Source organism: Aliirhizobium sp. YIM B11859, from assembly GCF_057163345.1.
In genome coordinates, this window is record NZ_JBXHAY010000011.1 from 1 (window position 1) to 11,939 (window position 11,939).

Annotated in this window: 12 protein-coding genes; 9 read left to right on the top strand and 3 right to left on the bottom strand. The window is 59.8% G+C overall.

Annotated elements, in window-relative coordinates; all coding sequences use genetic code 11:
• Positions 1–200: 200 nt before the first annotated feature.
• On the bottom strand, positions 201–632 hold the full coding sequence (locus AC2GXZ_RS28185; protein WP_483762572.1) for a plasmid maintenance toxin (PemK-like): 432 nt from the start codon (positions 630–632) through the stop codon (positions 201–203).
• On the bottom strand, positions 619–897 hold the full coding sequence (locus tag AC2GXZ_RS28190; protein ID WP_483762573.1) for a type II toxin-antitoxin system Phd/YefM family antitoxin: 279 nt from the start codon (positions 895–897) through the stop codon (positions 619–621). Before AC2GXZ_RS28190 ends, AC2GXZ_RS28185 begins: the two co-directional genes overlap by 14 nt.
• Positions 898–1,046: 149 nt before the next feature.
• Here AC2GXZ_RS28190 and AC2GXZ_RS28195 point away from each other — a divergent pair, with 149 nt between their 5' ends.
• The 9 genes from AC2GXZ_RS28195 (at position 1,047) to AC2GXZ_RS28235 (ending at position 10,728) form a co-directional block, all read left to right on the top strand.
• Positions 1,047–1,295, top strand: coding sequence for a type II toxin-antitoxin system Phd/YefM family antitoxin (locus AC2GXZ_RS28195; RefSeq protein ID WP_483762574.1), 249 nt, complete (start codon positions 1,047–1,049; stop codon positions 1,293–1,295).
• Positions 1,292–2,419 (top strand): site-specific integrase, encoded by a 1,128-nt coding sequence (locus tag AC2GXZ_RS28200; RefSeq protein WP_483762575.1) that lies wholly within the window; start codon positions 1,292–1,294, stop codon positions 2,417–2,419. The genes AC2GXZ_RS28195 and AC2GXZ_RS28200 overlap by 4 nt, the downstream gene beginning before the upstream one ends.
• Before the next feature lie 383 nt (positions 2,420–2,802).
• Positions 2,803–3,813 carry a LacI family DNA-binding transcriptional regulator gene (locus tag AC2GXZ_RS28205; RefSeq protein ID WP_483762576.1) on the top strand — a complete coding sequence of 337 codons (1,011 nt, stop codon included), beginning with the start codon at positions 2,803–2,805 and terminating at the stop codon, positions 3,811–3,813.
• A 38-nt stretch (positions 3,814–3,851) separates the two neighbouring features.
• The gene (locus AC2GXZ_RS28210; protein ID WP_483762577.1) at positions 3,852–5,129 is read left to right on the top strand and encodes an ABC transporter substrate-binding protein; all 1,278 of its coding nucleotides are present in this window, start codon (positions 3,852–3,854) and stop codon (positions 5,127–5,129) included.
• 163 nt (positions 5,130–5,292) lie between these two features.
• Entirely contained in the window at positions 5,293–6,144 is an 852-nt protein-coding gene (locus AC2GXZ_RS28215) for a carbohydrate ABC transporter permease (RefSeq protein WP_483762578.1), read from the top strand.
• Positions 6,141–6,971, top strand: a complete 831-nt coding sequence (locus tag AC2GXZ_RS28220; protein WP_483762579.1) for a carbohydrate ABC transporter permease — start codon at positions 6,141–6,143, stop codon at positions 6,969–6,971. Before AC2GXZ_RS28215 ends, AC2GXZ_RS28220 begins: the two co-directional genes overlap by 4 nt.
• Before the next feature lie 12 nt (positions 6,972–6,983).
• Positions 6,984–8,036, top strand: coding sequence for an ABC transporter ATP-binding protein (locus AC2GXZ_RS28225; protein ID WP_483762580.1), 1,053 nt, complete (start codon positions 6,984–6,986; stop codon positions 8,034–8,036).
• Between the two features lie 19 nt (positions 8,037–8,055).
• The gene (locus tag AC2GXZ_RS28230) at positions 8,056–9,321 is read left to right on the top strand and encodes an MGH1-like glycoside hydrolase domain-containing protein (protein ID WP_483762581.1); all 1,266 of its coding nucleotides are present in this window, start codon (positions 8,056–8,058) and stop codon (positions 9,319–9,321) included.
• 138 nt (positions 9,322–9,459) lie between these two features.
• A complete protein-coding gene (locus AC2GXZ_RS28235; protein WP_483762661.1) occupies positions 9,460–10,728 on the top strand; it encodes a glycerate kinase type-2 family protein in 1,269 nt (422 codons plus the stop codon).
• A gap of 248 nt (positions 10,729–10,976) precedes the next feature.
• Here AC2GXZ_RS28235 and AC2GXZ_RS28240 read toward each other — a convergent pair whose 3' ends face one another.
• Positions 10,977–11,927, bottom strand: coding sequence for an arginase family protein (locus tag AC2GXZ_RS28240; protein ID WP_483762582.1), 951 nt, complete (start codon positions 11,925–11,927; stop codon positions 10,977–10,979).
• Positions 11,928–11,939 lie beyond the last annotated feature (12 nt).

Below are 11,939 nucleotides of genomic sequence, written 5' to 3' on the forward strand. Positions count from 1 at the left end.
AACGATCTCTTATAGGAACTCTATCGTAAAGTTTTGGTTCCTCACATGGTACGATCGTCGGTTGGTGTTATAACTATCGATAAGTATCTCTTATCGGAAGTTATTGTTTTTCGGCCGCAAATCATCGAGACTCCGCCCAACAGTCGCTGTGGGCGCCGCTCAGACCGCCGTCCGCAGAACGGAAAATGATGCCAAAACAATTATTCGCTGCGTGGCGTCGCCCGGTGCCGTTGGGCTTTTGCCAGCTCGACAAACCGCCGCTTGACCTCAGCGAACAGTGCCGGCGGCAAAGGGCCATAATAGCCGCTGTCACTGTCGACCGGCCGCATGTCTGGGCCCGGCCACACAAACCGGTTGCTTTCCGTCAACACGATCCACGAGCGCTCGTCATTGAGCCCCAGGCGCCGCTTGGTCGCCGGCGGGATCTCGATCGCATCGTCCGGATTTTTGGGCGGGCTATGAGTGATCGGCAAGACGCGCACCGCCGGCGTGCCGTCGTCGAGATGGGCCACGATCGCCAGCACCAGTGCCGGGCGATCCTTGTCACCCTCCTCGCGGCCTTCAACGAACTGCCAGTGCCAGAGATAGGAATAGCGAAACACCCAGCCAACTTTTGGCTCAGTCGGCAGCATGTTTGCCCGTCAGCAATTCGGCATTGAGATGATCGAGCGACCCGTCCATGTCCGAAGCCTCGATCGCGGCAAGATCGTCCTCTCCCAGCGCGGATGTCAGCTCAACGCGCCGGTCGCGCTTTGTCAGCCGCAGATAATCCTCATAGGCGATCAGCACCGTGCGCGGCCGGCCGTTCTTGGTAATGATCACCGGATCTCGGACGGCGGCATCCTGGTAGGCGCCAAAATTTTTGGAGACGGTTGCCGCCGTAACTGTGGAGGTCATGTCAAAACTCCTTTTTACGGAATATACGGAAATTACGGAAGTTTTGCAACGGCAGCCTGCCGTCGGCATATGCGTCGCCAGTCTGTGCCACGGTCGAACGCTCGTTATTGCGAGCACGTGTAGCGACCAACGTGGATTAGGAGAAGAGAATGCGTGTTTTCGTTGATGTCGATGAAGCAGCCGAGCGGCTTGAGGAATTGATCGAGCTTGCGCTCCGCGGTGACGCGGTCCTGATTTGCCGCTCGGGAAAGCCGGTCGCGGAGTTGACAGCAATTTCGAAGCCTGCTGACACTCTGGATGACGTCTGGGCGCTGGCAGCCGCAGGGCGCGCGAACGTACCGGCCGGCGCCACCTCCAACCACGACGAGTTCTACGACGAACAAGGACTGCCAAAATGAGTGCCGTCGATCGCCGCGCCCACGAACTGGATACGATCGCTGCCGTGCTACCGATAGAGCGGCGCGACGAACTCGCCGAGCTGTTGACTGACCAGGACGTCGAAACGCTTCGGCATCTGGTGAATGAAGGCATGGGCGAAAACACTCTTCGCGCCCTCACCTCCGATCTCGCCTATCTGCAGGCGTGGTCGCTGGCGGCCACGAAAAAGGCGCTGCCCTGGCCGGCGCCCGAGGCGCTGCTGCTAAAGTTCGTCGCGCATCATCTGTGGGATCCGCAAAAGCGCGAAACAGATTCCGAGCATGGGATGCCGGCAGAGATGGAGCAGAACCTTCGGGGCCAAGGGTTTTTGAAGGTGGTCGGCCCACATGCGCCTGACACCGTGCGGCGGCGGATGGCCACTTGGTCTACCTTGACGAAATGGCGCGGTCTGACCGGTGCGTTCGCCTCCCCTGCCCTCAAGTCGGCGATCCGCCTCGCCGTGCGGGCCACGCCGCGGCCGCGAAAACGCAAGAGCGCCAAGGCGGTCACCGGTGACGTGCTGGCCAAAATGCTGGCGACATGTTCAAGCGGTAGCCTGCGGGACATCCGCGACCGGGCGATCCTGATGGTGGCGTTTGCGTCTGGTGGACGCCGGCGCAGCGAGATCGCCGGATTGCGTCGCGAGCAGCTGACGGACGAGCCGCCGATCGTTGTCGAGAACGGCCCTCCCCTCCCCTCTCTCGCCATTCATCTCGGACGCACGAAAACGTCCGGTGCCGATCACGACGAGGTCGTTTATCTCACCGGCCGGCCGGTCGAGGCATTGAACGCCTGGATGGCCGCTGCCGGGATCAAGACAGGCTCCGTGTTCCGAAAAGTGGATCGCTGGGGCAATGTGTCGAAGCGGACGCTCGATCCGAAATCGGTCAACGATATCGTCAAGCAGCGGGCGGAGATGGCGGGGTTGGATCCTGGGGAGTATTCGGCGCACGGATTACGGTCGGGCTATCTGACCGAGGCTGCCAATCGTGGTATCCCCCTCCCCGAAGCGATGGAGCAGTCAAGGCATCGCTCGGTGCAGCAGGCGTCGAGCTATTATAACAACGCAAGCCGGCGCAGCGGCCGGGCGGCGCGGCTGCTTTGAAACTTTGCGGGAGCCTGAAAGTGCTGTCCTGCAAAATAGCAGGCGACGTCCAGCCCGCCCTTAAGGCTCTACAATTTGCCGCCTCTTAAACACATGCCATGGATGCCTCGTGTGCGAGGCCTGTCACGGGTAAGGACTGTGAGACGTCTCGATCGACTTCCCTTCTTGTATCCTCATCGAGAGGTGTTGGATCGATCCGATCGAAGAACAGCGCATTCCATCACGCCCGGAAATTAGACGCGTTCAGCCGCATATTGCCCACTTGTGATGATCCGTGACCTGCAAGGATCATTCCCTCTCCGGCACAAAAAAGCTATCCAAAACGTTTTGGAGTTGACTACCAAAACGTTTTGGATGATGTTTTCGACATCTCGGGAGGAGATATGGCCAATCTGAAGCAACTTGCCCAGTCTTTGGGACTGTCGATTACCACCGTGTCTCGGGCGCTGGATGGTTACGCCGATGTTTCGGCTGCGACCCGCGAACGTGTTCGGCAGGCAGCGGATCAGGCTGGTTATCGTCCCAATGCCTCGGCACGCCGGCTGCGAAAGCAGCGCGCCGAGCTTGTGGCCGTGACATTGCCAAGCGAACCTGGACATATCGGTCCTGCGCACTTTCTCGAAATGCTTTCCGGCTGCGCCGAGCATCTCGCTGCTGCCGGCCTAAACCTTGTTATCGCCCCGGTTCCGAGCGGAGAAAGCGAACTGGACATGTGCCGTCGCTTCGTCGACGGACAGAGGGTGGATGCCATGCTCCTGGTGCGCACCAAACGCCACGACGAGCGCGTCGAATTTCTGCAGTCGCGCGGCATACCCTTCGTTACCAATGGCCGTACGGAAGCTGCCATTCAGCACCCGTTTATCGATGGTGACGGCCTCTCCGGCTTTCACCGGGCAACCGTGCGTTTTTATGATGACGGCCATCGGCGCATCGGCCATATCGCCGGCCCGCAGGACTATTTTTTTGCGCATGAACGCAAGAAGGGTTGGGAAGCCGCAATGCACGACTGTGGCCTGTCGACGGATCTCTGCGTTGAACAAGCACCGACCGAGCAGGGTGGCTATGAGGCTGCTCTAACGCTGCTCAAACACACCGATCGACCAACCGCGCTGGTTTGCGCCACCGATGAAATGGCGATCGGCGCTCTGCAGGCGCTGCGGGAGGTCGATGGCGGCAACACAATCAGCCTTGTCGGCCACGATGATCTGCCGATCGGGTCGTTCACAAGCCCGACGCTTTCGACCATGCGCATGACCGGCGGCAATCTGGGCCGCAGCTTTGCATCGCTTCTGCTGCGCACCATTGCCGGTGAACCAGCCGAAACGCTTCAGGAACTGCACGCGATCGAATTCGTCGACCGCGAAAGCCATCGCCGTTCAGTGCCGGCGAAATAAGCAAGAACCACGACTGAGAAGAATAAGGAGGAGAGAAAATGAAGAACCTGTTGTCACTTGCGATCCTGGCGTCGACAGCCATCGGCATCGCCGCACCGGCTATGGCCCAGACCGTGTTCCTGTCCACCCAGTTGCGCCCGATCGAGGAAGCAACGGCCGTGCGCGAAGAGCTGCTGAGCGGCCTCGAAAAGCCGGCCGACTACGTTGTTGAAGAACCGCCGCAGTTTGCCGTGCGCATGGAGGCCGAGCGGCAGGCCGGCAAGCATACGATCAGCCTCGTCGGTGCCCTGCATGGTGAATTGTCGCCGCTCGCCGACAAGCAGGTTCTGGAGCCGCTCGATGATCTGGCAAAAAAGCTCGCCAGCGCGGGCATGCCGCAATCGCTGCTCGACCTCGGCAAGCTCGGCAAGGCCGAACAGCAATATATCCCTTGGATGCAGGCAACCTATGTGATGGCCGCAAACAAGGATGCACTACAATACCTTCCAGAAGGCGCCGACATCAACAAGCTCGACTACGATCAGCTGATTGCCTGGGGCAAGAAGATGGAGGAAGCCACCGGCGCGCCGCAGATCGGTTTTCCGGCCGGCCCCAAGGGGCTGATGGCCCGTTATTTCCAGGGGTATTTCTACCCGTCCTTTACAGGTGGCGTGGTGCGGACCTTCAAGAATGCAGATGCAGCTGCCGGTTGGCAGAAGCTCAAGGATCTTTGGGCCGTTGTCGCCCCGACCTCGACCAATTACGATTTCATGCAGGAGCCGCTCGCTTCGGGTGAAGTCATGGTCGCATGGGATCACGTCGCCCGTCTGAAGAATGCCATCTCCGCGTCACCGGATCAGTATGTCGTCTTCCCCGCGCCGGCCGGTCCGAAGGGACGCGGTTATATGCCCGTCGTTGCCGGGCTTGCCATTCCGAAGGGCGCGCCCGACAAGGCAAATGCCACTGCGATCATCGAGCATCTGGCCACCCAGGACGTACAGCTGAAGACCGCATCATTGGTCGGTTTCTTTCCGACGATCAACGTGCAGCTGCCGCCGGATCTCGATCCGGGCGTTGCCCTGCTCGCCGGTGCCGTCACCGCCACACAGAGTGCTCCGGATGCAGTGATCTCACTGCTGCCGGTCGGTCTTGGCGACAAGGGTGGTGAGTTCAACAAGGTCTATATGGACGCCTTCCAGCGCATCATCCTTCAGAACGAGCCGATCGAAGAGGTCTTGAAGGCGCAGGGTGACACCATGGCCAAGCTGATGGCCGATACCAACGCTCCATGCTGGGCACCCGACGCCAAGAGCGACGGCGCCTGCCCAGTCGAATAAGCCCAGTTCCTGCCAAGGCCGAAGGTGACCGGGCGTGAATGTCCGGTCACGCCGACACCACAGTCTCGTCTGTCCGAGCGGCTTACGGCCGACGGATTGCTGCGACGCCTGTCCCGCCATTCCCTTCCAATGACCGAGGTCTGCTTTTGGAAAGCGAGAGCCGATGACCCAAAACCGATCCTGGATCCCCTACCTTCTGATCCTTCCGACCGTTGTCTTTCTAGGCCTGCTGTTCGTCGTACCGCTGGTTCAGACGCTGTGGCTTGCCGTGTCCGACAATGGCGTGCCGTCGCTTGCCAACATGCAGACGATGGTGAGCGACATCAATTTCGGCCGCTCGATCCTCAACACGTTCCTGCTGACGCTAGCCGTCGTGCCGGTGCAGATCGCCATGGCGCTGGCCATGGGTACCATGGTGTCGAAGGTCAACGGCGGCCGCGAAACCATCTTATGGATCTGGACGATCCCGCTCGGCATTTCCGACCTTGCTGCAGGCATGGTCTGGCTGTCCATCCTGCAGAATACCGGTTACCTCAACACGTTACTGTTCAGCATGGGCCTGATCGAACGACAGACGGCCTGGCTCACCTATCAGACACCCGTTGCCTTGTTCATCGGCATTGCCATTGCCGAAATTTGGCGCGGCACCGCCATCGTGATGATCATCATCGTCGCTGGCCTCAATCAGGTGCCGAAGGAATACAAGGAAGCTGCCGAAATATTTGGCGCAAGCCCGTGGACGCGGTTTACCCGCATTACTCTGCCGCTGATCCGCCCTGCCCTGCAGTCGGCGCTGATCCTGCGCACGGTGCTGGCCTTCGAGGTGTTTGCCGTCGTCTATGCACTCGGCGGACGCAATTTCCCGGTCCTCGTCGGTGAAGCCTACAACTGGCAGAACCAGAACCAGAACTATGGCGTGGCTGCAGCCTATGCGGTGCTGATCATGGTGATCTCGCTGGCTGCCACACTGTTCTATCTCAAAGTCGTCAAGGTCGACCCGGAGCGCCTACCATGAGCACAGTCAGCAATACGGGCTTCATCTCTGCCCGCCGCCTCCTTCTGTGGAGCGGTATAGTGGCGCTCTGCGCTTGGGTTCTGGTGCCGATCTATCTGGTCGCGCTCGGTGCACTCGGCGGGCGCTCCGGCGTTTACCAATGGCCGAAGACGGTGTTGCCGACCGGTATTTCGCTGGAGCCGTTCCTCCTGTTCCTGAAGACGGAAGGCGTATTCCAGTCATTCCTCAACTCGCTCGGTGCCGCCGGCATTACGGTTGCTCTGTCTATCGCACTCGGCGCGCCGGCCGGTTACGCGCTGGCTCGCTACAATTTTCGCGGCAAGGACAGTTTTCGCCTTCTGGTGCTTCTCACTCGGGCCTTCCCCCTGGCGATCCTGGCACTTCCATTGACGGTGTCGTTCATTCGTCTCGGACTTTACGATACGGTCGTCGGCGTCGGTCTGATCCACACCGTCCTGGCGCTGCCGTTTGCAGCCTTGGTCACGCAGGGGATTTTTCTCGGCGTCCCGCGGGAACTCGAAGAGGCTGCCTGGGTGTTCGGTTGCACCCGTATCCAGGCGTTTTTCAAGATCGTCGCGCCGCTTGCCCTGCCGGGTCTGGTAGCCACTGCGGTCTTTGCCTTCGTCATCTCATGGAACGAGGTGTTTGCAGCTTCGGTGCTGACAGTGCGTCACCGCACCCTCACCGCCTATTTGCTGACGGTGCTGTCGGAAAGCCCGATGCACTATCGTTTTGCCGGTGGTCTGCTGCTCATCCTTCCTTCTGTTGTCTTCATCTTCGCGGTCAGGCGCTACCTCTTCGCGATCTGGGGCATTTCCTCCAAGTAACGGAAAAAAATCATGGCCAACATTGTCATCGACAATATCCGCAAGAGTTTCGGCGCCTTCCGGGCCCTCAAGGAAGTCTCGTTGACGATCAACGACGGCGAGTTCGTATCGCTGCTGGGACCATCCGGCTGCGGCAAGACCACACTTCTGCGCATCATCGCCGGTCTGGAAACCGCGACATCCGGCGACATCAGCATCGGTGGTCGCTCCGTCGTCAATCTTCCGCCCAAGGACCGTGGCCTTGCCATGGTATTTCAGAACTACGCGGTGTTCCCGCATATGACGGTTTATGAAAACGTTGCCTTCGGCCTGCGCATGCAGAAGGCCGACGATGCGCGCGTCAAGAGACAGGTCGAAAAAGCCGCGGGTCTGTTGCATATCGAGCCTTATCTCGACCGTTATCCGAACAAGCTGTCGGGTGGTCAGCGTCAGCGCGTGGCGGTTGCCCGTGCGCTGGCGGTCGAACCCGGGGTCCTTTTGATGGACGAGCCACTCTCCAACCTCGACGCGCTGCTGCGCCTTGAAATGCGGACCGAGTTGAAGACAGTTCTGCAGTCGGCAGGCACAACCACGATATATGTTACCCACGACCAGACCGAGGCTATGGGTCTGTCTGATCGCATCGCCGTCGTCCATGACGGTCGCATCGAGCAGGTCGGCACACCTGTGGAAGTATACAACCACCCGGCTACCCGTTTCGTCGGCGGGTTCATCGGCAATCCACCAATGAATTTCATCACCATGCCGGTCCTCGACGGGCACGTCTTGATCGGCAATGATCAGTTTGCGGTTCCAGCCAGCGGTCACGATATCGTACTCGGCCTGCGTGGTGAGACAGTGGAGCGTGCTGCCATCGGACAGGGACTGGAGATGCAGGTCCGGGTGGCCGAACCGATGGGCTCTCATCTGCTTCTAACCGGCAGCATCCTCGACCAGCCCGCCCGCGTCATCCTGCCCGCCACGGAAATAGTCAAGAACGGCGAGACGATCGGCCTCACCCTTGATGCCAAACGTTTGACCTGGTTGTCCCCACAGGACGGCATTTCCTATCCGGTAGCAGCCTGAAAGATCTGGAGTTTTGACAATGACCAAGCACTTTGACGAGGCCCTGCGCATCCTCGCGACGAATGACCGTGGCGGCTACACGGTTCCAACCGACAGGCTCTATCCATTCCAGTGGAATTGGGATTCAGCCTTTGTCGCCATGGGATTTGCCACCTATGACGTCGATCGCGCCTATCGCGAACTGGAACGCTTGATCGAAGGCCAATGGGCCGACGGTATGATCCCGCATATCGTCTTCCACCAGCCGAGCGACACCTATTTTCCAGGCCCGGACGTCTGGCGCACGAACCACACAATTCCGACATCCGGCATCACCCAGCCACCGGTCTTCGGCATGGCGCTTCGCGTCGTCCACGAAGCAGCGGAAAAGGCGGGCTCCGACCGCGCCCATGCCCGAACCACCGCGCTTTTCGAAGCGGCGCTGAAATGGCACCGCTGGTGGTATGCGGCACGCGATCCTGAAGGCACTGGCATCGTCGCACTGCTGCACCCATGGGAGAGCGGCAGCGACAACTCGCCGGCCTGGGACATCGCACTCGCTCGCGTGCCGACAACGACCGACACCGCGGTTGTGCGTAAGGATACCGGCCATGTCAACGCAGACATGCGCCCGACCGACGAGGACTATCGTCGTTTCATACACCTGGTCGACACCTATGCGGCCTGCGGCTGGAGCCCGGAAAAGCAGTGGGAAAAAGCGCCGTTCAAGGTGGCGGAAGTGCAGACCACCGCTATCCTGCTCAAGGCCGGGGAAGACCTCGAGCGTCTGGCCGGCCTTCTTGGCCTCGCAGAGGCGGCAAAGGAACTCGCCGTCTACAATGATCGCACGCGCCACGCGCTGCTGGCGCAATGGCGACCAAAGCTTTCCCGTTTCGTATCGCGTGACCTGATTTCCGGCGAGGATATCGAAGCGCCAACCCAGGCCGGTTTCATTCCGCTGTTGGCGCTTGATTTGAACGCCGGCATGGCCGATGCGGCGGCTGCCGAAATGAGTAGCTGGTCGGACGGCATGAAAGTGGCTTTCCCGACGACAAAACCGTTTGTCGAGAGTTTCGAAGCCAAGCGTTACTGGCGCGGGCCTTCCTGGGCAATCATCAACTGGCTGCTGATCGAAGGGTTAGCCCGCAACGTCAAGGTGGATATGGCCGACGCCCTGCGTTCAAGCACGGTCAGAGCCATCGAAACGGAAGGGTTTGCCGAATATTTTGATCCGATCACCGGTGAAGGATGTGGCGGTCTCGGTTTCTCGTGGACCGCAGCCGCTTATCTCTCGATGGCCGCCTGAACACCGGACTGACCGGCTGCACAACCGCGTAGCGGAGTGTGGCTGGTCAGACAATTGATAGACCGTGGTTCAATGACAGCGCCACCTATTTGGCGGGTAAGCCTGTCGTACCGGAAAACCATGACGGAAATATCGACCATGTTATGGAATGACCAGACTGTTCGAACCCTGCTGCGTCAGATGTTCGATGCGGGCGTCGAGAGCGCCGCTCCGTCTGCAGCTGTATTACGCAACCTGCCACCAAAGCCGACCGGCAGATGCATCGTCGTTGGTGCAGGCAAGGCATCGGCCGCCATGGCAGCCGCACTCGATGCCGCCTGGCCGGACGTCGATGTGTCCGGCGTCGTTGTCACACGATATGGACATAGCGTTCCGGTTAGCCGCATCCGGATCATCGAGGCGTCGCATCCGGTGCCGGACGAAATGAGCCTCGAAGCCGGCCGCGTCATATTGCAGGCCGTGCAGGGTCTTTCGAAAGAAGACCTTGTCATCGCCATGATCTCGGGCGGCGGCTCGTCCCTGCTTGTGGCCCCGGCCGGAGACATGACGCTCGCCGACAAACAGGCGGTCAACATGGCATTGCTCAAAAGCGGGGCGACCATCCGCGAGATGAACACGGTGCGCAAACACCTGTCTCGGATCAAAGGTGGACGGCTGGCGATCGCGGCGCAACCGGCGCGTGTCGTAACACTGGTGATATCCGACGTACCGGGCGACGAGCCGTCCGAAATTGCATCCGGCCCCACGGTTGCAGACGATACCACCATCCAATCCGTCCGTGAAATCGTTCAGCGGCGGCATATCCAGTTGCCTGCGCGCGCGCAGTCGGTACTCGAGGCTGGTCTCGAAACCCCGCGGCGTGAAGATTTCATCAGTGATGTCCGGGTTATCGCAGCCCCATCCCTGGCTCTTTCGGCTGCCGCACGTGTAGCAGCAGATGCCGGCGTCAAAGCCCTGATCCTTGGTGACGCTCTGGAAGGCGAGGCCCGGGAAATGGGCGCGGTCATGGGTGGGATTGCGCTTTCCGCACGAACCAAAGGCCAACCTGTCGAGGGGCCGGCGGTGATATTGTCGGGGGGCGAGGGAACCGTATCCATCGGCGCTGTTGCGCCCGGGCGCGGCGGACGCAACACCGAATTCCTGCTCGGGCTTGCCGTCGCACTCGCCGGCCGCGACGGAGTATGGGCAATCGCCGGCGATACGGATGGCATAGATGGTACCGAGGACGCAGCCGGCGCGATTATAACCCCGGACACTTTGACGAGATCAGGCCGGGCAGGCCTTGATGCGAGAATGTTTCTGGCAACACATGACAGCTATTCGTTCTTCGAGAGGATCGGCGATCTGGTCAAAACCGGCCCTACCCTCACCAACGTCAATGACTTTCGAGCGATTTTCGTTCTGTGAAGCTCGAATGAACGCCGCGATTGTCATCCGCCAAGATGATGACGGTGAGCTGGTCACATTCACGTTCGCTACCCAAGGTGAGGCGGACGCCTTTAATGGGTCAATCTAAACGCCTTGCGAGCGGCTGAGCGGAAATCCGGAGTGCATCCGGATTTTTTCGACGGAGCTAAGCAACCGAAAATCCCTCTATAAATCCGGCCCCGCAATTCGCGGCGATGCTTAGGATTTATGTGATCATGCCGACAAGATCACGTTCGCTCCCTCGCGTCGATAAATCCAAGCAGCAGGGCAATGGTCAATGCAGCCAGATATGACGTGGCACCGGTCTTGACGTCCAGCGGCGGATTGACTTCCACCAGGTCGAAACCAGCGATATCGAAACGCTCGGCAATCAATTCAAGCAGCGAACGCATTTCGGTAAACGACGGGCCATCCGGCTCTGCCGAGACACAGCCGGGGACAAGCGGTCCGTCATACGCGTCGATATCGATGCTCAAATAGATCTTGGCGCCCGCGGGAATATGTGCGATGGCAGCCGCCAGACCGTTCTGGCGTAATTCCGGCATTGTGACGATACGGCTGCCATCCACCTTGGCCTTGTGGAAATCTGAGGGATTGGTGCGATAACTGCGGATGCCGATCTGGGTCAGGCTTCTGACGTTCGGCTGTTCGTTGATCTGGCGAAATCCCTGCCCGTTTCCGTAGCGGAATTCGTCGTCATAGACACCGTAATCGATGTGGGAATCAAGCTGGATGACATGGATGTCTTCCTCGAAGGCCCGCACTGCCGGAAAGCTGACAGCGTGATCGCCACCCAGCATCACCGGGATGGCTCCCCTCGCCCGCAGTTTCTTCACCCTTTCGGTCAGGCCGAAAAATGTCCGCGACGGACTGCTGGGAACGATGTCGACATCGCCGGTATCGACCAGTCTTCCTTCTCGAACCAACCCTTTCAGGTACGATGTCTCCGTTGCGGGATCGAATATCCCGTCGACGCTGAAGCGCAGCGAATGTTCGCGGATCGCACGCGGTCCGAAGCGGGACCCCGGCAGGAACGGAGAACCCTCGTCATATGGAACACCGAACACTGCGAACCGGGCATCGACTTGATTGAGATCCGCGCAATAATTGCTGCGCAGAAAGGTGGGAATGCCCACATAACCGCGATTGAGGCGGCCATCTTCACCCAGCATGCTCATATTGTTCTCCTG